At 63.7% G+C, this 17,870-nt stretch carries 24 protein-coding genes and 1 riboswitch; of the genes, 6 read left to right on the top strand and 18 right to left on the bottom strand.

Annotated features, from left to right (window positions below):
- Positions 1–71 precede the first annotated feature (71 nt).
- Positions 72–932: a DUF7146 domain-containing protein gene (locus BM145_RS02255; RefSeq protein ID WP_245739005.1), complete on the bottom strand. Its 861-nt coding sequence runs from the start codon at positions 930–932 to the stop codon at positions 72–74.
- A 133-nt stretch (positions 933–1,065) separates the two neighbouring features.
- Between BM145_RS02255 and BM145_RS02250 the strand changes: the two genes are divergently transcribed.
- Complete coding sequence (locus tag BM145_RS02250) at positions 1,066–1,704, top strand: lytic transglycosylase domain-containing protein (RefSeq protein WP_093330688.1); 639 nt, start codon at positions 1,066–1,068, stop codon at positions 1,702–1,704.
- Positions 1,705–1,724: 20 nt separating this feature from the next.
- On the opposite strand, the gene BM145_RS02245 is transcribed toward BM145_RS02250, so the two are convergent.
- A complete protein-coding gene (locus tag BM145_RS02245; RefSeq protein ID WP_093330685.1) occupies positions 1,725–1,907 on the bottom strand; it encodes a hypothetical protein in 183 nt (60 codons plus the stop codon).
- 74 nt (positions 1,908–1,981) lie between these two features.
- Between BM145_RS02245 and BM145_RS02240 the strand changes: the two genes are divergently transcribed.
- Positions 1,982–2,632, top strand: coding sequence for a S24 family peptidase (locus BM145_RS02240; RefSeq protein ID WP_093330877.1), 651 nt, complete (start codon positions 1,982–1,984; stop codon positions 2,630–2,632).
- Positions 2,633–2,655: 23 nt separating this feature from the next.
- Positions 2,656–3,054 carry an HIRAN domain-containing protein gene (locus tag BM145_RS02235; protein ID WP_177200053.1) on the top strand — a complete coding sequence of 133 codons (399 nt, stop codon included), beginning with the start codon at positions 2,656–2,658 and terminating at the stop codon, positions 3,052–3,054.
- A gap of 783 nt (positions 3,055–3,837) precedes the next feature.
- On the opposite strand, the gene BM145_RS02225 is transcribed toward BM145_RS02235, so the two are convergent.
- The 4 genes from BM145_RS02225 to BM145_RS02210 are packed head-to-tail and all read right to left on the bottom strand — an operon-like array spanning position 3,838 to position 6,184.
- On the bottom strand, positions 3,838–4,458 hold the full coding sequence (locus tag BM145_RS02225; RefSeq protein ID WP_093330678.1) for a methyltransferase domain-containing protein: 621 nt from the start codon (positions 4,456–4,458) through the stop codon (positions 3,838–3,840).
- A complete protein-coding gene (locus tag BM145_RS02220; RefSeq protein ID WP_093330676.1) occupies positions 4,458–4,790 on the bottom strand; it encodes a hypothetical protein in 333 nt (110 codons plus the stop codon). The genes BM145_RS02225 and BM145_RS02220 overlap by 1 nt, the downstream gene beginning before the upstream one ends.
- A gap of 22 nt (positions 4,791–4,812) precedes the next feature.
- Entirely contained in the window at positions 4,813–5,343 is a 531-nt protein-coding gene (locus BM145_RS02215) for a metallophosphoesterase family protein (RefSeq protein WP_093330673.1), read from the bottom strand.
- A 10-nt stretch (positions 5,344–5,353) separates the two neighbouring features.
- The gene (locus BM145_RS02210) at positions 5,354–6,184 is read right to left on the bottom strand and encodes an aldo/keto reductase (RefSeq protein ID WP_093330670.1); all 831 of its coding nucleotides are present in this window, start codon (positions 6,182–6,184) and stop codon (positions 5,354–5,356) included.
- A 128-nt stretch (positions 6,185–6,312) separates the two neighbouring features.
- Here BM145_RS02210 and BM145_RS02205 point away from each other — a divergent pair, with 128 nt between their 5' ends.
- Positions 6,313–6,576: a DksA/TraR family C4-type zinc finger protein gene (locus tag BM145_RS02205; protein WP_093330668.1), complete on the top strand. Its 264-nt coding sequence runs from the start codon at positions 6,313–6,315 to the stop codon at positions 6,574–6,576.
- Positions 6,577–6,601: 25 nt separating this feature from the next.
- Here the strand turns inward: BM145_RS02205 and BM145_RS02200 are convergent, their stop codons facing one another.
- From BM145_RS02200 to BM145_RS02190, 3 genes are read right to left on the bottom strand one after another with little or no spacing between them, the layout of a single operon-like run.
- Positions 6,602–6,943, bottom strand: coding sequence for a TfoX/Sxy family protein (locus BM145_RS02200; protein WP_093330665.1), 342 nt, complete (start codon positions 6,941–6,943; stop codon positions 6,602–6,604).
- Positions 6,943–7,896 carry an exonuclease domain-containing protein gene (locus BM145_RS02195; protein ID WP_245739004.1) on the bottom strand — a complete coding sequence of 318 codons (954 nt, stop codon included), beginning with the start codon at positions 7,894–7,896 and terminating at the stop codon, positions 6,943–6,945. Before BM145_RS02195 ends, BM145_RS02200 begins: the two co-directional genes overlap by 1 nt.
- Positions 7,897–7,925: 29 nt before the next feature.
- Positions 7,926–8,252, bottom strand: a complete 327-nt coding sequence (locus BM145_RS02190; protein WP_245739003.1) for a hypothetical protein — start codon at positions 8,250–8,252, stop codon at positions 7,926–7,928.
- A 255-nt stretch (positions 8,253–8,507) separates the two neighbouring features.
- Between BM145_RS02190 and BM145_RS02185 the strand changes: the two genes are divergently transcribed.
- A complete protein-coding gene (locus BM145_RS02185; protein ID WP_056454970.1) occupies positions 8,508–9,086 on the top strand; it encodes a recombinase family protein in 579 nt (192 codons plus the stop codon).
- Between the two features lie 340 nt (positions 9,087–9,426).
- On the opposite strand, the gene arsH is transcribed toward BM145_RS02185, so the two are convergent.
- The 7 genes from arsH to BM145_RS02150 form a co-directional block, all read right to left on the bottom strand.
- Complete coding sequence (gene arsH / locus BM145_RS02180; RefSeq protein WP_093330660.1) at positions 9,427–10,170, bottom strand: arsenical resistance protein ArsH; 744 nt, start codon at positions 10,168–10,170, stop codon at positions 9,427–9,429.
- Positions 10,170–11,453, bottom strand: coding sequence for an arsenic transporter (locus BM145_RS02175; RefSeq protein WP_093330658.1), 1,284 nt, complete (start codon positions 11,451–11,453; stop codon positions 10,170–10,172). Before BM145_RS02175 ends, arsH begins: the two co-directional genes overlap by 1 nt.
- Positions 11,453–11,881, bottom strand: a complete 429-nt coding sequence (gene arsC / locus BM145_RS02170; RefSeq protein WP_093330655.1) for an arsenate reductase (glutaredoxin) — start codon at positions 11,879–11,881, stop codon at positions 11,453–11,455. The genes BM145_RS02175 and arsC overlap by 1 nt, the downstream gene beginning before the upstream one ends.
- A gap of 11 nt (positions 11,882–11,892) precedes the next feature.
- Positions 11,893–12,225 carry an ArsR/SmtB family transcription factor gene (locus tag BM145_RS02165; protein ID WP_093330653.1) on the bottom strand — a complete coding sequence of 111 codons (333 nt, stop codon included), beginning with the start codon at positions 12,223–12,225 and terminating at the stop codon, positions 11,893–11,895.
- Between the two features lie 365 nt (positions 12,226–12,590).
- Entirely contained in the window at positions 12,591–12,908 is a 318-nt protein-coding gene (locus BM145_RS02160; RefSeq protein ID WP_093330650.1) for a putative quinol monooxygenase, read from the bottom strand.
- 29 nt (positions 12,909–12,937) lie between these two features.
- Entirely contained in the window at positions 12,938–13,711 is a 774-nt protein-coding gene (locus BM145_RS02155; protein ID WP_093330647.1) for an SDR family oxidoreductase, read from the bottom strand.
- Positions 13,712–13,774: 63 nt separating this feature from the next.
- Positions 13,775–14,755, bottom strand: a complete 981-nt coding sequence (locus BM145_RS02150; protein ID WP_093330871.1) for an aldo/keto reductase — start codon at positions 14,753–14,755, stop codon at positions 13,775–13,777.
- Between the two features lie 166 nt (positions 14,756–14,921).
- On the opposite strand from BM145_RS02150, the gene BM145_RS02145 reads away from it, so the two are divergent.
- Complete coding sequence (locus tag BM145_RS02145) at positions 14,922–15,815, top strand: LysR family transcriptional regulator (RefSeq protein ID WP_093330645.1); 894 nt, start codon at positions 14,922–14,924, stop codon at positions 15,813–15,815.
- Positions 15,816–16,106: 291 nt separating this feature from the next.
- Here the strand turns inward: BM145_RS02145 and BM145_RS16495 are convergent, their stop codons facing one another.
- Positions 16,107–16,241, bottom strand: coding sequence for a hypothetical protein (locus BM145_RS16495; RefSeq protein ID WP_268795264.1), 135 nt, complete (start codon positions 16,239–16,241; stop codon positions 16,107–16,109).
- 120 nt (positions 16,242–16,361) lie between these two features.
- Positions 16,362–17,720 (bottom strand): voltage-gated chloride channel family protein, encoded by a 1,359-nt coding sequence (locus tag BM145_RS02135; protein WP_056455013.1) that lies wholly within the window; start codon positions 17,718–17,720, stop codon positions 16,362–16,364.
- A gap of 23 nt (positions 17,721–17,743) precedes the next feature.
- A riboswitch (Fluoride riboswitch) is annotated at positions 17,744–17,820 on the bottom strand.
- Positions 17,821–17,870 lie beyond the last annotated feature (50 nt).

Below are 17,870 nucleotides of genomic sequence, written 5' to 3'. Positions count from 1 at the left end.
AATCTCCCGCCCGACCGGCTTCATTGCCGGCACCAGGGCACCACGGCCTCGCTGCCTTTCCTCTCGAAGCGTCAGCGTCGCAGAACGTCGTTCCAGTCGTCGCCCAAACAGGGAGGGTAGTGCGCCTCGACCACGCGCCGGCCGAAATGTTCGCGCGCCAGCTTCTCGGCCCGCTTTCCACCTGCATCATTGTCGAGGAACAGGACGATTTCCTCGACGCTGGGCGGGAGCTCGATGCGGGAGAAGCGCTCGGTACCGAGGGTTGCCCAGCACGGCAGGTCGAACAACGAGGTGGCCGAGAGTGCCGTCTCGATGCCTTCGGCAAGCCCGAGGCGGCGGGCAGCCGGCATAAGACGAACAAGGCCGGAGCCAAGCCGACCCAGCGCGGCACGCCGGGGTTCACGACGGGTCAGCCGTCTGCCGTCGCGAGACAGGAATGACCGATGGACGGCGATGAGGCCCGTTGCATCGGTAACGGACGCGATCATCGCGGGCGAGAAGCGGGTAAACGGCTTCGGACCGAGTGGTGTGCGGGGATGGAAGCGAAGGGCAGGGGCCGGCGTGATGCCTCGGCTGGCAAGGTAAAGCCTCGCTGGGGAGCCGAGCGCCACACGCGTCTCGGACCATAGCTTCTGGGCGGCTCGGCGGCTCCGATCGTCGGGCGGATCGTGCCGCTCGGCGGGAGACCAGCTCGCCGTTCCGGGAAGTCGCAAGGCGTGCAGCGCCTGGAGAACCGCTCGATTGTCGCAACCGGCAAAGCAGTGAAACAGCAGGCGCCTCCGACCCAGCCTGACGCTGAGCGACGGGGTGCGATCGCCATGCGCTGGGCAGCGGCACATGCCGCCGGTCGGTCCCCATCGTCCGCCGAGCGACTCGACGATGGCACGTCCGCTGTCGGCTGCGACCGCAAAGTGAAGGTTATGGTAGCTCATCGGCGTCTCGCATCTTCGTGTGCAAGCCCCGGCCGCCGCCTCCTCTCCAGGGCTGCTTCGCTGCTTTCCTACAGCAGCATGTTCGCACTATGTTCCGATTCGAGGAGGAAGGGAAGAGCCATGCGAGGACACGATGATCCGATCCCTTACTTTCAGCGTGAGCGGGTTCACGCTCTTCTTGGTCAGCCCGCCAGCGCTCGCCGAGCAGGTTCCACCCCTGGCCGAGGCGCCGATTGAAAACAGCGTCGACGTGGAAATTTTCGCACCACCGGTTTTCAAGCTCGTCGAGCACAAGGTGGCCGGGCCCCAGCCATTGCTTCCCGTCCGCCAAGACAGCCCGGCCGTGGTTCGCATGAAGTCGCGCCCCTCGTTGACGAACCAGGCCCGTACCCATGTGCTGGCCTTCATCCGTGCAGCCGAGATGCGCCACGCACTGCCGCTTGGGCTACTTGAGGCTCTGGTCGAGGTTGAATCCGCATTCCAGCCGGGTGCGATCAGCCGGGCCGGGGCAATGGGGCTGTCGCAGCTGATGCCCGCGACAGCGCGCGCGCTCGGCGTCCTCAACCCCTTCGACGCGCGCGCCAATGTCGATGGCGGTGCGCGGTACCTGCGAGCGATGCTCGACCGCTTTGGGTCGATCAAACTTGCGCTTGCCGCCTACAATGCAGGTCCGGGGGCGGTCCTGCGCTCGCGCGGCGTGCCGGCTAACAGCGAGACGCCAGCCTATGTCGCACGAGTCCTTGCTGCCTGGTCTTTCGGTGGCGTCCGATGATCCGGGGCGGCGGGCGGTCATCAGGCGCCGTGGGCGACAAGGTAGGCGGTCACCTTGCCATAGACCTTTCGCCTAGGACGTCTTCCTGCGCGCAGGTCGAACACGAAGCGGGGATCGTGCACGACGATACGGCCGAAGCGGGTTGGGCTGAGGCCCGCGTGGGTGAGGTATTCCTCCACTTTCTGCAGCAGTTCGTTCTCCATCGCCACCGACTCGCTTTACATCGTTCTCGTTATGTTCCATTCTCTCTCCGGTTTTGTCTAGGATGATTCCTATGATGCTGGCACAAATTGAAGATCCCCGCACAGCGCTCCAGCGTCTGATCGACGAACGCAAGGAAGACTATGCGGGCCTGTCGCGCATGCTTCGGCGCAACGATGCGTACATCCAGCAGTACATCAAGCGCGGAACGCCCAAGCGGTTGCACGAGGAGGACCGGCGCGTTCTCGCCGCTTACTTTGGCGTCAAGGAGGCCGTCTTGGGCGGACCCCAGGAGTGGGAGCAGCCGGCCTTGCAACAAGTGCCCGTGCTCGACGTCTATGCGTCGGCCGGACATGGCGCTGCCGATTTCGGTGAGGCGCGTCGCACGACGATCGGCTTCGATCCGCGTTGGCTCCGCGATCGCACGAAGGGGTCTGCCGATGGTCTGTCGGTCATCCAGGTAAAGGGTGATTCCATGGCACCTACGCTTGCCGATGGCGACGATGTGCTCGTGGACCGAAAGGACGGCGTCGGGCGACTTCGGGACGGCATCTACGTGCTGCGGCTCGACGACAGCCTGATGGTCAAACGGCTCGCGCGCAATCCATCGGGCCGAGGCATTTCGATCAGGAGCGACAATCCGGATTATCCGAGCTGGCAGAACATCGAGCTTGGCCGGATCGACATCGTTGGTCGGGTGCTATGGTTCGGCCGAACTCTGAGCTGATCGCGGTGGACTGAGACATGGCTATGAAGCAACTCAGCCTGCATGTCGTCGGCGCGAACCATCCGAATGCCGATGGCAGCAATCGCCGGTTCGAGATCCTACTCTGCGTGCCGGGTGAGCCGATCGAGCTTGTCCCCGAACCCAAGAACCCAGTTGATCCGAGCGCCATTGCGGTCGTCAGCGCCCGTCATATTCAGATCGGCTACCTGACGGCCGATCGCGCGCCGTGGATCGGCAGCATGCTACGCAATGGCCGCGAGCTTCAGGCAGTGTTCCAGGAGGCGACAAAGCCGGGAGCAGCGATCAGGATCGGGTTCGACGGAGAAGTGCCCGTCCTGCCCCGGTGCGACCGGAAGCGGCACGCCGAAGTCACGACCGAAGAGGTCGATTTCTGGCCCGACGAACTACCGCCGGACGATTGATCATGCCGAGAAGAAAGCTCGACCGCAGCACTCTGCGGAACGTCGCCAGCACAGACTCGATCTCCGCGCATTTCCGATCGACGGCTGGTGAGCCGCGTGACCGCCGAGCTCCGAGGAATCCAGCGACCGAGATCGTGCCGGACCATGGTGATCAGCAGGAAGCGTGGGCGATTGCGGCTGAACTGCTCACCGATCTGGGCGCACATGACGCAGTTGCATGGGCTGACAATTATATGCGGGACCTGCATCGGAAACGGGATTGGCGGGGCATGCGACGATGGGGAACCGTTGGGTCTGCTCTGGACGAGCTGGTCAGCGCCAACGTGCATTAGGGGCTTCGGACATGCCCCGGGTCCGGGAGTCCGACGCTATGCGAAGCGATACTTCGCCCGCAATGATGCTATGCTGCCGTAGAGGTTCTGTAAGCAGCGATCGGAGGATCGGCGGTCGTGGATTCAGAAACACTCAGGGCCGCCGCGAGACTGGCGCGAGCGCGAAGCACCCCGCCGCGGTCTGTCGATCATCGGGACGGGCTTGAGCGCCTTGGCGCTCGCCGCGCCCTGGAGCAGCTCGCGAGGGACCTGGAGATCACAGCGGATCATGAGGAACGGCAGCAACGGAAGAGTCGCTAACCGTCGGGCTCGCATCGCCTCACCCCGCGAGGTCGTGGACGTGTAGCACCGCCGGCGGACAGTTTGTCTTTGACCGGGATCCTCCGCGGGTGGTGAATAATCCAGGAGGTCGCGGCTCTTTTCCCAAGCGCCGGTTAGGCGCTCACAGTTGTCAGGCGTGACCAGTGACCGCGATCAACGGATCACTTGCACGGCCGTCGGCGAGGACGTCCGCTGTTATGTGGCGGAACCCTGCGCGCTCAAGGTAGAGCCGGACCAGCGCGGCGTGTCCGGTGATGTCGAGCGACCGCCAGATGGCAACTGCCTTTGTCGGGAAACACCGATTTGAGAAGCTGACGATGAGCGGGGCTTCCGGCACCAGTACCCTGCGCACTTCGGTGAATACAGCGACCGGCTGCTGAAGATATTGGGCACCGACGCAGCAGAGGGCACCCTCGAAGGATCGGTCGTCCAGCGGCAGCGTGGCGTCGCGATTCAGATCCTGCACGAACCAGCGGTCAAGGCGTGGATTGGCGGCAAGCTCTTCGGCGTTCATGCCATGTCCGACGACAGGAGCGTAGGTCCGGTCGGGCGGCAGGTGGCTGACCCAACTCGACATGATGTCGAGTACCGGCTTGTTCTCGGGCAACAGACCTCGATAGTGTGCGGTGAGCGAGGCGACTGCACCCTCGTCGATGTGCGTGACCAGCCTCGGAGGGGCATAGAAAGCGAGATCATCACCGGTATCCTGCTTCGTGAAGGCGCCAGGGGGCAGTTCGGGGAGCGGGTTCATCACGGCGCGCGGTCCTGTTCTCTCAGCCAGTCTGCATAAGGTGTGTTGGCGACCATGTGCCGATTAAGGTCAGGCGTCCCATCCTGCCACCATACGGGCCCGCGCTCGCCCAGCGCCACCTTGGCTTGGTCGACCTGCGCGCGGGCCTCGGCAAGGCGCGCCTTGTCGCCCGCGCGCAGCGCAATCCCTATGGCGCGTCTCGCCCCCATGAGTTCGCCGACCAAGGCTGCGCGCTGGGGCTCTGGCAGGCAGGGGTTTGATCGCCGCCACAGGCGCCCCCGGACGACGAAGTAGCGTCCATCGGGTGTGACCGGATAGTCCTTTGCGGTCACCCTACCGTCTCGCTTGAGGCTGTCACGGGAGCAGGCGAGGGGAGCTCTCGCCAGGCTCGCTGCTCGAAACTCCGCCGAGGAGTGCGGTGAGTGTCGTCGGCCGAAAGCCACGGGCATCTACGCCGACGTCGAACTGGCGCAGCAAGGGCTTCAGCTTGTCATGACTATGGCCGTGCAGGTTGATGGAGCGGCGATGCTGTCCGTTCCAGCTCCTGAATGGGTAGTGACAGAGCACCAGCAACACGCCGTCTTGCGTCAGTTCTGCATAGTCCTGAACGCTCGCCCAGCCTGTCGCATCGCCGGTTGCGGGATCGTCATTGTTGCCCCGAACGAGGTGCTTGATGCCGTTGAGCCGAGCCAGCAAGGCCGCCACGTCTGCCGAACGACGTGCGACGTCACCGAGGTGCCAAACCTCGTCGTCAGGGCCGACGGTTTCGTTCCAGCCGGCAACGATCGCCTCGTCCATTGCCGCCACACTGGCGAACGGTCGGCGGTGGATGTTGATCGTGCGATGATCACCGAAGTGCGTGTCGGCGGTGAAGAAGATAGTCATCGCGGAAGGCTCAGAGCATCTCGAGCGGGCGACGCGTGCGGGGGCGCGGGAACGCTGCGTCGAGTGTTGCAAGATCAGCGTCCGAAAGGATCAGATCGGCCGCCGCGCGGTTCTCCCGCACATGATCGATTGAACCTGCCTTCGGAATGGCGATGACGCCGTCGCGGCGCATCGCCCAGGCGAGCGCCACCTGCGCCGACGTCGCGCCGATGTTGCTCGCGATCGTAGCAAGGGTGCGATCGGCAAGAAGGCGTCCCTGTTCGACCGGGCTGTACGCCATGGCTGGCATGTCGTGATCGCCAAGCCAGGGCAGCAAATCGTGTTCGGCTCCCCGTCGCGTGAGATTGTAGAGGATCTGGTCGGTCGCGCAGGCGCCGCCGTCCGCCGCAACAAGCTCTTCCATGTCATCGGTGTCGAGGTTGCTGACGCCCCAGTAGCGGATCTTGCCCGCGGATTTCAGGGCCTCCATCGCCTCTGCGGTCTCGGCGAGCGGCACCGACCCGCGCCAGTGGAGCAGATACAAATCGAGATGGTCGGTGCCGAGCCGTTTCAAGCTCGCCTCGCACGCGCCGGCCAGATGTTTGCGTGACGCATTCTGCGGGTAGGCCTTGCTGACAAGGAACAGGTGGTCGCGCACGTCGCCGAGCGCTTCGCCGATCAGGGTTTCGGCTGCACCGTCGCCATACATCTCGGCGGTGTCGATCAGCGTCATGCCGCATTCGACCCCCGCACGGAGCGCTGCGATCTCGTCTGAACGGCGCTCGCGGCGCTCGCCCATCATCCAGCTGCCCTGGCCAAGCGCCGGCACCTTCTCGCCGCTGGGTAGCGTCACGGTCTTCATCACAGCCTCGCACATAGGAACGTTGAGCAATCAACGTCGCTACGGTCACTCGGGCGCATCGACGGCGCCTAGAATGTCGTCCGCCATGTCCCATCTAGGATGTCTCGAGAGTAGGATGGGTGAGTAAAATGGCGGGCGGGTGGACGCGAGACGGCGCTATCCAGGATCAGATCGACGACACGGTGACCGACGCCGTCCTGTTCGCGCGATCACGCCTTCCCGGAGGCGAGAGTGAAACGCACTGCCAGGAGTGCGGCGAGGAGATCCCCGACGCCCGCCGTCAAGCGCTGGCGGGCGTCCGGACCTGTGTTCAGTGCCAGTCCCAGCGCGACAGCCGGCCTGCTCGGTCCGCATTTAACCGGCGCGGCAGCAAGGACAGCCAGCTGCGGTGAGGTCGTCGCGCAGAACCGCCGTGCCCTATGACGCCGACTTCGGTTTTCGCGCCTTTGGCTTTGGAAGCGGCAGCTCGGCGATTGTGCTTCGGACGAGCCCTGCGAGCCAGTCGCTGTCATCCCAACGATCCGGATCGACGAGCAGGCAGGGCTTCGCGCCGGGGTAGGGGGGCGCTTCCTCGAGATCCGCCGCCAGCGTCCGTCCGCCGGCAGTCGGCTTGATGAAGAGCTGGCCGTCGCAGATCATCCCGAACATCTTGCCGTCGCAATAGAGGTCGTACTCCCCGAACATCGGCTTGGCCGAGACATCGCCTGCCGCCGACAGCTGGTCGACGATGAACGCGACGGTGCTTCTATCGGAGGTCATCAGGCCACCATGTACGCCGCAACCGGCGCATCAAGGGAGAATCGCGTTCGAAGATCGTCTTCGGTCACGATCTCGATCGCCGAGCCACTTTGCCGCAATTCCTGCGCACGGCGGTACGGGGCGCTCGCATGAGCAAACCTTCCGAACGGCTGATCCCTGCTGATGACCAGCATCGTGGACGTTGTACCGACTGATGCGACGACCCGCGCGCCCAGCTCGGCAAGCCAATGCCCGAGGGACGCGTCGCGCGGCGCGCCGAGGATTGCGACGCGGTGCCCCTTCAGCGGTCCAGCCGCAGCCGCTTTCGGTGCCGCGCCGCCGCGTGGGTTCGTGGGCTTCAACCACCCCGCCAGGTCGATGCCGGTGTGATCGATCGCCTTCACCAGGACCATTCCTGCAGCGCGTGCGTCGCTCAGGGCGTCGTGATGCTTGTGTCGAACACCCAGGAAACGGGTGAGCACGTTCAGCCGGTGGCTGGCAAGTTCGGGCCAGGCGCGTTTCGCGACGCGCACGCTGTCGAGCCACGTTGTCTCGATCATCTCGCGCCGATGAACACGACATGCCGCTGCAATCGCGCCTTTGTCGAAGAACGAGTGTGCCACGGTCGTGCGGCCGGAGAGGTGTCCATCGACGGTCGCGTGGATGTGCCCGAAGGTGGGCTGCCCAAGGACATGATCGCAGCTGATGCCGTGGATACGCGTGTTGAAGGGCGAGAACTCGTCGCAAGGGTCGACGAGTGTCTCGTAGGTGAAGACCTCGCAGCCATTGCGGAAGCCTACGATGCCGATCTGGCAGATGCTGCTGACGCGCGAACACGCGGTCTCGACATCGACGACGACGAAATCGACCGAGGACGCGGCACCGCTCGGGACCACGGTGACGTCTGCTTTCAAGGGTGCCACGACGTTCATCACGCGGAACATACCATGCCCGGCGCGTTTCGACAGCTGCATCCATCACGGAAACGGGCCGCGAGCGGCGCCTAGTCGACGTAGCGCCCGGCGAGCCGCAGCTGCCGGATAATCCCGTTGAACGCCGCAGTGGTCCCCGGCGCCCGTCCAATCTCATTCTCTTGAGCGGTCGAACCCCAGAACAGCTCCAGTGGCCACCGCTCCGCGCAATGGGGCAGGAGACAACGCAGCGCGAGCCGCACCTCGACGACGTCCACCCGTGCCTCGCCCGACCGCGCCATCGCGGCGCGCAGGATGTGGACGGAAAGCGAGATGATCACGCGCTGATGACGCGGCAGCTCAGCCATGGCTGAACGGAAGTCCCGTGTCTTGACGCGCACAACGTCATCGGGATCCATCGCCGCCGCGTGCGGCGGCCAGTAGCTGTCGCGCGTCTCGCTCTACCCTTCTATTCCCACGGAGCAGCGCTTGCGTTCGGGCTATCGCGGACCTGCGTGAGGGCTGGCAACGACGGCACGGCGTTCTCTCACAAATGATCGATTTTGACGCGCCATCATATGAGAACGTCTAGCAGCGGTCACGGACGTATCAAAACACATTCTCGATTGCGGGGACCCGTGCTAGGCACAAGAAATGAGTTTTGAGAACGCTTCATGCTGATCGGCTACGCCCGGGTCTCGACAGCGGAACAAGATCTGACACCGCAGCTCCATGCGTTGCGCGAGGCAGGTTGCGAACGGACCTTCAGCGACAAGGCGAGCGGTGCGAAGGCGAACCGCGTCGGCTTGGCAGACGCGCTCTCCCATGCCCGACCCGGCGACGTGTTGGTCGTGTGGAAGCTCGACCGCTTGGGCCGAACGATGAAGGGGTTGGTCGACCTGGCCGCTGATCTGGCGAAGCGCGGCATCGGGTTCCGATCGCTGACCGACGGCATCGACACGGCCGGCACTGCCGGCAAGCTCGTCTTCCACATTATGGCTGCCATGGCTGAAATGGAGCGCGACCTTAACCGCGAACGCACGACAGCCGCCCTCGCGGTGGCGCGGCGGGAGGGGAGGGTGGGCGGCCGGAAGACGGTGATGACGCCCAACCGGCTCGCGGCTGCTCGCAAACTCTTGGCGTCCGGGATGCCGATGCGTGAGATCGCCCCCGCGATCGGGGTCTCAGTTCCAACACTCTACCGCCACCTTCCAGCGCCGGAGCAAGAAAGCATCAGCGCGGAAGGGCAGTAACGGGATTCCGAGAGAGGGTAGCGGCCTCCGTCGTGGCTCTAGAACTCACCCTTCGTTCACGTGACCCGCAACGTCTTAAATTGGGACTTTCCTGTCAGTCAGCTTTCAGGATTAAAACGGTCGAAAGCCGTCGGTACGTGGTGTCACAACCGTTCGAGGCTGTTGAAAAAGTCGCTTTGGCTTGGAAGGGGCGCTGGTTCGAGGAATATTATTTTCGTATAGCCCCGACTGTCACAACATCTTGTGTAAAAGAGACCAACGGCAAGCAATCATATTACACGTGAGGTGGCCGCACTGCCTGCTCGCCGAGTTTTTCAACAGTCTCGTTCGGTTGTGACCACTATACCCGAGCCGTGGCGATGCTCGACAGGTCGGTTGTGGGGTCGATCGGCACCCCGGCTTCCTTTCGTTCCGAGTAGCGATCAACGAGCTGGGCCGCGTGCGGCCGAAGCAGCACCGTGAACCGCACCAGCTCCTCCATCACATCAACGATCCGATCGTAATAGCTGGATGGCTTCATGCGCCCCGCTTCATCGAACTCCTGAAAGGCCTTGGCGACGCTCGACTGGTTCGGGATCGTCACCATTCGCATCCAGCGGCCGAGGACGCGCAGCGTGTTGACGCTGTTGAACGACTGCGAACCGGCCGACACCTGCATGACCGCAAGCGTGCGGCCCTGTGTCGGTCGCATTCCACCTATCGAGAGCGGCAGGTGATCGACTTGTAGCTTCATGATGCCGGTAATCTGGCCGTGCCGCTCTGGGCTGCACCACACATGCCCCTCCGACCACATCGACAGTTCCCGCAATTCGCGGACGGCCGGGTGATCGTCCCCCGTCACCTGATCGGGCAACGGCAGCGTGGCGGGGTCAAAAATACGCGTTTCGCAGCCGAAAAATTGCAGCAGGCGGGCCGCTTCCTCAACGCACAGGCGCGAATAGGACCGTTCCCGCAAGGAGCCATAGAGCAGCAGGATGCGCGGGGGAGGATTACCGGCCCCCAACCCAAGGGCGGGACGATCGAGTGCATAGCGCCGATCAAGGGCAGGCAGATGATCGGGATCCGAGAGCGTGCGCAACGGCATTACAGACTAAGCCTTATCGCGAGTGCGGCGAGCGTCACCAGCAGCACCGGGATGGTGAGCGTTGCGCCGACCTTGAAGTAATAGCCCCAGCCGATCCGGATGCCTTTCTGCCCGAGGACGTGCAGCCACAGCAGCGTCGCGAGCGAGCCGATCGGCGTGATCTTCGGCCCAAGGTCGCAACCGATGACGTTGGCGTAGATCATCGCTTCCTTGATCGCGCCCGTGGCGTGCGTCGCGTCGATCGACAGCGCCCCCACCAGGACGGTTGGCATATTGTTCATCACCGACGACAGCAGCGCGGCGATAATCCCGGTGCCGAATGCCGCCCCCCATACGCCGCCTTGCGCGGTGCGATCGAGCAGACCGGCAAGATGATCGGTCAGGCCAGCATTCCGCAGGCCGTAGACGACCAGGTACATGCCGAGCGAGAAGATCACGACTTGCCACGGCGCGCCGACCAGCACCTTGCGCGTCTGGATGACATGGCCGCGCGCGGCGATGACGAGCAGGAGAACGGCACCGGCAGCAGCGACGGCGCTGACCGGCACGCCGATAGGTTCGAGCAGGAAGAAGCCGGCGAGCAGCAAGGCGAGGACGACCCAGCCCGCCTTAAACGTGGCAGGATCGCGGATCGCATCAGCGGGTGCGCGGAGCTGCGCCACGTCATAGCTCGCCGGTATGTCGCGCCGGAAGAACAGCAGCAGCACGACCAGCGTCGCGGCGATCGACGCCAGATCGACCGGCACCATCACCGAGGCATAATCGGCAAAGCCGATCCGGAAGAAGTCGGCCGACACGATGTTGACGAGGTTGGAGACGACCAGCGGCAGGCTGGCGGTATCGGCAATGAACCCCGCCGCCATGACGAACGCCAATGTGGCCTTGTCCTTGTATCCCAGCGCCCGCAGCATCGCGATGACGATCGGCGTCAGGATCAGGGCCGCGCCATCATTGGCGAACAGCGCCGACACCGCCGCGCCGAGCAGGACGATCAGCACGAACAGCTGGCGACCATGCCCCCGACCCCAGCGTGCGACGTGGAGCGCTGCCCATTCGAAGAACCCGGCTTCATCGAGCAACAGGCTAACGATGATGATCGCGACGAACGTCGCGGTCGCGTTCCAGACGATGCCCCACACTACCGGCACGTCGGAGAGCGAAACGACCCCGACGAGTAGCGCTACAGCCGCCCCGCCCAGCGCGCTCCAGCCAATGCCCAAGCCCTTGGGTTGCCATATGACGAGCGCGATCGTGGCAACGAAGATAGCGAGCGCGAGCAGCATCAGGCGAGGCGCTGACCCGACGCGTCCACGACCTTTTCACCGTCTTCCTTGGCGAACGCACCTTGCTGCGGCTCTGGCAACAGATCGAGGACTGCTTCGGACGGACGGCACAGCTTCACGCCGAGCGGCGAGACGACCAGAGGCCGGTTGATGAGGACCGGATGCGCCATCATCGCGTCCACCAGCGCGTCGTCTGACAGCGCATCGTCACCAAGGCCCAGCTCCTCGTAGGGCGTCCCCTTCTCGCGCAGCAGATCGCGGGGCGTGATCCCGGCGCGATCGATCAGCTCGACCAGCAACGCGCGCGAGGGCGGCGTCTTCAGATATTCGACAACGTGCGGCTCGATGCCAGCATTGCGGATCATCGCCAGCGTGTTGCGGGACGTGCCACACTCGGGGTTGTGATAGATTACGATATCGACGGCCACGGGGCGTCCTTTCAGCAGCAGGGGGTGAGTTCGGCCAGGAGCGGCGCGCACAGTTCAGGCGAACCGGCGCAGCAATCCTTAACGAGGAACAGCATCAGCCCGCGCAGCCCGTCCAGATCGGCGCGGTAGATAATCGAACGGCTATGCCGTTCGGAACGGACTAGGCCGGCGCGGGCGAGAATGCCCAAGTGCGCTGACATGGTGTTCTGCGGCACGTCGAGCTGGCGGGCGACATCGCCGGCAGCGAGGCCGTCCGGTTCATGGCGCACCAGCAGGCGGAACACATCGAGCCGCGTGCTTTGCGCAAGCGCGCCCAATGTGGAGATAGCCGAACCGTTTTCCATATATCCAGCTTAGCAGATATATGAAGCGGCAGCCAACCCGACCATTTCAGCGAAACTAGACCCGCAACGCCTTCCGGCTCGGAACAGGATATTAGGCGCAACTCGCGCGCCGGCCTTTCCCGAGGACCAGCAGCATGATTGATTTGGATGACCCCCAAGCCGTCAAGGAAGCGTCGCGCCAAAATCGCCAGCGTCGCCTTCGTGGCCTTTCAAGACCAGTACGCCCCACCCCGCCAACTGACGATTAGGACATGGTTCCAAAACCGGTTGGTTTCGACACTTCTTTCTTACCACCGTTAGCGCCTCGCTTCGCAAATTGGGCGAATTGGCGAGGATCAAGCGGATGTGGAGGCGGGCGTGAACGGCTAGGCCGGGTCAGACATCCTGCGGCTATGTAGATGCTCCAACGGCGATAAGAGCAGCGGCAGGAGCTGATCGACAACGCGCGTGACGTTAGGATGGACGGCATGCGAGGCCAGCGAGGCGTCCGAAGCCCAACCGTCGAGAAGCACGAACGTGTCGGGGCGGTCCCGCTCCTGATAGAGATCATAGTAGAGGCAGCCGGCTTCCTCTCGCGCCGGTTCGACAAGCTCCAGGAGCAGTTCGCCGACGCGATCACGATGCTGGGGCTGGGCGTGTACCGTGCAGACGATGTGAATCTCGTCCTGTTTACTCGTCGTCATTGATCGACCTTTCGCTGCTGATTCAGACATCAGGCCTTGCCCGCGTAGACGCGGGTCATGCCGCCATCGACCACGAGATCGATGCCGCGCACATACTTGCTGGCGTCGGATGCCAGGAAGACCAGGGCGTCACCCATTTCGCGAGAGGTGCCAACCCGGCCGGCCGGGATCTCCTTCGACACGCGCTCGACATACGCATCGACGTCCGCCTGGGTCATGCCCTGCTCGTCGCTATATCCTTCGGTGGGCACGACGCCGGGGCTGATCGTGTTGACCCTGATGTCGCGGTCCTTGAGGTCCGTTGTCCAGCTCCGCGCCAGCGAGCGGACCGCGGCCTTGGTGGCGGCGTAAACCCCGAAGCCGGGCAGACCCATGTCGGCGGTGATCGAGGCATTGAGGATCACCGACGCGCCGTGGCTCAGCACGCCGAGCATCGACTGGACGGTCAGGATTACGCCCTTGAAATTTACGCCGAATTCCTTGTCGATCTGCGCCTCGGTCAGGTCGGGAAACGGCGTGGCATGGCCGAGGCCGGCGTTAGCGAACAGGATGTCGAGCTTGCCGTGCTGCTGCTTGATCCGTTCGGCGACTGCGGTCATGTCGGCCTTGCTAGAGGCGTCCGCCTCGATCCCAACGGCCGAGCTGCCGAGCCGGGCTACGGCTGCGTCTAGCGCGTCCTTGCCGCGGCCAGTGATGTAGACGAACGCGCCTTCCTCGATCAGGCGCTGGGCCGAGCCGAAGCCGATGCCCTTCGATCCGCCGGTGACGAGCGCGATCCGGCCCTCCAATACGGGGGTGTTCATGATGCAATGTCCTTGTGAGACGTTTGGGAAGCGGGCGGCGCGAGGCGCGCCGCCCGGATGCGCTTAGCGGTCGATCGTCGCCTGCATGGCGGGCGTGTAGCGGTCGCCCGTCACCGGGACCTGCGCCAGCAGATCGCCCAGGGACTTCAGATCGTCCGCGGTCAGATCGACGTCCGCACCGCCCGCATTCTCTTCCATGCGGTGCTTCTTCGTGGTGCCGGGGATCGGCACGATCCAGGGCTTCTGCGCAAGGAGCCAGCCGAGCGCGACCTGCGCTGGCGTCGCGGCTTTCGCATCGGCAATCTCGCCGATGCGCTTGACCAGGTTGGCGTTGGCCTCCCGAGCTTCGTCCTGGAAGCGGGGCAGGTTGTTGCGGATGTCGCCCTCCGCGAACTTGGTCGCGGTGTCGATCTTGCCGGTCAGGAAGCCCTTGCCGAGCGGGCTGAAAGGCACGAGGCCGATGCCCAGCTCGTCGAGAACCGGGAAGAACTCATCCTCCAGCTCACGGCTGAACATCGAATACTCGCTTTGCAGCGCCGCGACCGGCTGCACTGCATGGGCGCGGCGGATGTTGGCGATGCCGGCTTCGGACAAGCCGAAGTGCCGGACCTTACCCTCGGCGATGAGGTCCTTCACCGTACCGGCGACATCCTCCATCGGCACGTTCGGATCGACGCGGTGCTGATAGAACAGGTCGATCACGTCCGTCTTGAGGCGCTTGAGCGACTGCTCGGCGACAAGGCGAATGCGGGCCGGACTGCTATCGAGGCCGGCAGCCGAACTTCCGTCCTTGAAGCCGAACTTCGTTGCAATCACCACCTTGTCGCGGAACGGCTGCACCGCTTCGCCGACCATCTCCTCGTTGGCGGTACCATAGGCCTCCGCGCTGTCGAAAAAGGTGATGCCGCGGTCATAGGCGGCGCGGATCAACGCTACCGCGTCCGACGTATCGGTCGCCGGGCCGTAGCCGAAGGTCAGGCCCATACAACCCAGACCGATCGCCGAGACTTCGGGTCCGTTGCTTCCAAGAATGCGGGTTTTCATCATGATCGCTTTCCGGCCCGTGACGGGCTCATCCATGCTGTTCGATGGATATGAAGTAGCCTTTCGGACCTATCAGGATTAGACATGAAAGCACGCAAGAGGATATGAGCATTGCTCATGAAACTCGTGCTATCACACATCAGGCCTCCCGATACGCGGCCCGTTTATGGCGCGTGAAAACCTGAACGATCTGGTCGCGTTCGTTGCGGTCGCACGGGAGCGCAGTTTCACGCGGGCGGCTGCTCAACTCGGCGTTTCACAATCCGCACTAAGCCATACCCTCCGGGCGCTTGAAGAGCGTATCGGCGTTCGCCTGCTGACGCGCACCACAAGGAGCGTGGTGCCGACAGAAGCCGGTGATCGGCTGCTTGCCACGGTGGGAAACCATCTGGATGGGATCGAGGCGGGATTGGCGGAGCTGGGCGAGCTGCGCGATAAGCCGGCCGGCCATTTCCGCATAACGTCCACCGAGCATGCAGCGGAAACCCTTTTGTGGCCCGCGATGGAGAAGATCGCCAACTCATATCCCGACATCACACTGGAGATCGTGATCGACGTCGGCCTGTCGAATATCGTGACCGAGCGGTACGATGCCGGCGTGCGGATCGGCGAAGCGATCGAGAAGGATATGATCGCAGTTCGCATCGGCCCTGATCTTGAGATGGCCGTCGTCGGAACGCCCGCCTATCTCGAAGCACGCGGCTTGCCCGAAAGCCCTCAGGACCTTGTTGGTCACAACTGCATCAACCTGCGCCTGGTTTCCGCAGGAGCCCTCTACGCGTGGGAGTTCGAGAAGGATGGACGACAGATCAACGTGCGTGTTGATGGCCAGTTCACGTTCAATACCTCAGGCCTGATCCGCAAGGCCGCCCTTGCCGGTCACGGTCTGGCGTCCATTCCCGTTGACCAGGTTCAGGATGATCTTGCCTCCGGCAGGCTGGTGCGCGTGCTGGCTGACTGGTGTCCGCCGTTCTCGGGCTATCACCTGTATTATCCGAGCCGACGACAAAACTCCTTGGCGTTCCGTTTGCTGGTCGATGCGCTGCGCCTCAGGAGTTAGTCTGCGACTGAATTTCGCTCAAAGATCGAGAGTTTTCACAGTGCGTATCAGGACGGCTTGGTTGAGGGCGATGGCGTGCAACATTAACCGCCAACGGTGTCAGAACCGGTCGGTTTTGAAGCTGCAGACGCAACCACGGTTTCCAGGGATTTGCGTGTGCCAGAACCCCGGTTCAGAACGTCAGCTTCCAAGACCGGCAACTTGCCACCGCTACGTCTGCCTTTGGGTCGGAAGCCGACCGGCTGGTCATGGCCCCGGCTGACGGACTTCTCATGGGGACTTTCCTGCCAGTCAGCTTTCAGGATCGGAACGGTTGAATGCCGCCGGGCCGCGATTGCTGAAGCCGTAATGCATGTTCTGCGCGACGGCGTTGATGATGCCGTCCGCCTTCGCGGTGCGGATCAGCTCGCGATAGAAAGGTCGCACCCCAGAAGCGACGTGGGCCGACCTTGTCAGACGGCTTCAAATAGATGCGCAGCATTCCAACCTCGCGGTGCTGGACGGTGAAACGATCAGGCATAACGGGCCTTTCGATAGGAAGCAGGATCAGACGCGCGAGCGTCGGCGGGAAGCACGGTGCGTGCGGGCATCACGCAGGGTCGCACCGGGTGTGAGGTGCGCAGCAGGCACCTTGGGGACTGCGACGCGCTGCGACAGATAAATGCCGTTATGACCCGAGCAAAGGTAGGCGACGAAGCATGCGACCGCGATCGGCACAGCATAGGCCGCCCCGAACAATTCGATCCCCATGAACGTGCAGGCAAGCGGCGTGTTGGCAGCACCCGCGAACAGCGCAACGAAGCCGATCGCCGCGAAGACCCCCGTCGGCACTCCGAACATGGGCGCGAGCGCATTGCCGAGCGCCGCGCCAATGAAGAACAGCGGCGTCACCTCTCCGCCCTTGAAGCCAGCGCTCAGGGTCACGACGGTAAAGAGCAGCTTCAGCGCCCAGCTCCGTGGATGGGTGTCGGGACCAAAGAAGCTGGCGATGGTCAGGCCGTCCGATGTCGCGGCGAGCGTGCCAAGGCCGAGATAGTCGCGCGTTCCGAACAGCCAGACCAGTGCGATCACGGCCACGCCACCGATGACGGGTCGTAGTGGGCCATAAGGCACCATGAGCGTCAGCCATCCGCCAAACGCATGATTGGCCTCCGCAAAAGCTAGTCCGACCAACCCGAATACGACGCCCGCGACGCCAGCCTTGATGACGATTAGAGCGTCGACCGGCACTGTCGCATCGACCTGGTAGATACCGTGGTGAATGCCCCAGGCAAGACAGGTCCAGTCGCCGACCAGTGCCGCGACCAGGCACGGCACCAGCGCGCGATACTCGACCCGGCCAATCGCCAGCACCTCCAGCGCGAAGACCGCTCCCGCAATCGGCGTCCCGAACACTGCGCCGAACCCTGCCGCGATCCCGGTCATCAGCAGGATGCGCGTTGCTTGCGTATCCAGCTTGAGGGCGCGCCCGAACCCGCCGGAAAGACTGCCGCCCAATTGCACGGCGGTGCCTTCGCGCCCCGCCGATCCACCAAACAGATGTGTCACGACCGTGCCGAAGAAAATGAGCGGGGCCATGCGCAGCGGCACGCCGCCCCCCGGTTCGTGGATCTGCTCGACGATAAGATTGTTGCCACCTTCGACCGAGCGCCCTGTCAGATGGTAGAGCAGTCCGACCACGAACCCGCCGATCGGCAGCAGGTAGAGCAGCCAGGGAAAGGCGAAGCGAATCCGGGTTACGGCATCGAGGCTCCACAGGAAGGCTGCGCAGAGCGTTCCCACCGTTGCGGCCATCGGGACCAGGATCAAAGCCCACCGCAGCACCGACATGGCATGGGTGCGGCGATCGCGAATGAACGCTGCCATGTTGAACTGGTCGTAGAGATTGCGAAATGTCGCGCGCACGATTCCTCCTTGCTGCCTTACGGCGCCTGGTAGGAATCATCGGCCCTTGCGAGGGCGGTTCGGCCGAATGGCCCGGCGGAAATCCATCGCCGTGCCCGAGCATATGCTGTCCGACGGCGACCTGGTCAACCAACGGCAGGGTCACGATGA

It is taken from the genome of Sphingomonas rubra, assembly GCF_900115745.1.
GTDB classification, from domain to species: Bacteria; Pseudomonadota; Alphaproteobacteria; order Sphingomonadales; family Sphingomonadaceae; genus Sphingomonas; species Sphingomonas rubra.
This window is presented reverse-complemented; position numbering and strand designations above follow the sequence as displayed.

Coding starts and splice junctions, on each gene's coding strand:
- BM145_RS02255 (WP_245739005.1), bottom strand. CDS start 932: ATGAGCTACCATAACCTTCACTTTGCGGTCGCAGCCGACAGCGGACGT.
- BM145_RS02250 (WP_093330688.1), top strand. CDS start 1,066: ATGATCCGATCCCTTACTTTCAGCGTGAGCGGGTTCACGCTCTTCTTG.
- BM145_RS02245 (WP_093330685.1), bottom strand. CDS start 1,907: ATGGAGAACGAACTGCTGCAGAAAGTGGAGGAATACCTCACCCACGCG.
- BM145_RS02240 (WP_093330877.1), top strand. CDS start 1,982: ATGCTGGCACAAATTGAAGATCCCCGCACAGCGCTCCAGCGTCTGATC.
- BM145_RS02235 (WP_177200053.1), top strand. CDS start 2,656: ATGAAGCAACTCAGCCTGCATGTCGTCGGCGCGAACCATCCGAATGCC.
- BM145_RS02225 (WP_093330678.1), bottom strand. CDS start 4,458: ATGAACCCGCTCCCCGAACTGCCCCCTGGCGCCTTCACGAAGCAGGAT.
- BM145_RS02215 (WP_093330673.1), bottom strand. CDS start 5,343: ATGACTATCTTCTTCACCGCCGACACGCACTTCGGTGATCATCGCACG.
- BM145_RS02210 (WP_093330670.1), bottom strand. CDS start 6,184: ATGAAGACCGTGACGCTACCCAGCGGCGAGAAGGTGCCGGCGCTTGGC.
- BM145_RS02205 (WP_093330668.1), top strand. CDS start 6,313: ATGGCGGGCGGGTGGACGCGAGACGGCGCTATCCAGGATCAGATCGAC.
- BM145_RS02200 (WP_093330665.1), bottom strand. CDS start 6,943: ATGACCTCCGATAGAAGCACCGTCGCGTTCATCGTCGACCAGCTGTCG.
- BM145_RS02195 (WP_245739004.1), bottom strand. CDS start 7,896: ATGCAGCTGTCGAAACGCGCCGGGCATGGTATGTTCCGCGTGATGAAC.
- BM145_RS02190 (WP_245739003.1), bottom strand. CDS start 8,252: ATGGATCCCGATGACGTTGTGCGCGTCAAGACACGGGACTTCCGTTCA.
- BM145_RS02185 (WP_056454970.1), top strand. CDS start 8,508: ATGCTGATCGGCTACGCCCGGGTCTCGACAGCGGAACAAGATCTGACA.
- arsH (WP_093330660.1), bottom strand. CDS start 10,170: ATGCCGTTGCGCACGCTCTCGGATCCCGATCATCTGCCTGCCCTTGAT.
- BM145_RS02175 (WP_093330658.1), bottom strand. CDS start 11,453: ATGCTGCTCGCGCTCGCTATCTTCGTTGCCACGATCGCGCTCGTCATA.
- BM145_RS02165 (WP_093330653.1), bottom strand. CDS start 12,225: ATGGAAAACGGTTCGGCTATCTCCACATTGGGCGCGCTTGCGCAAAGC.
- BM145_RS02160 (WP_093330650.1), bottom strand. CDS start 12,908: ATGACGACGAGTAAACAGGACGAGATTCACATCGTCTGCACGGTACAC.
- BM145_RS02155 (WP_093330647.1), bottom strand. CDS start 13,711: ATGAACACCCCCGTATTGGAGGGCCGGATCGCGCTCGTCACCGGCGGA.
- BM145_RS02150 (WP_093330871.1), bottom strand. CDS start 14,755: ATGAAAACCCGCATTCTTGGAAGCAACGGACCCGAAGTCTCGGCGATC.
- BM145_RS02145 (WP_093330645.1), top strand. CDS start 14,922: ATGGCGCGTGAAAACCTGAACGATCTGGTCGCGTTCGTTGCGGTCGCA.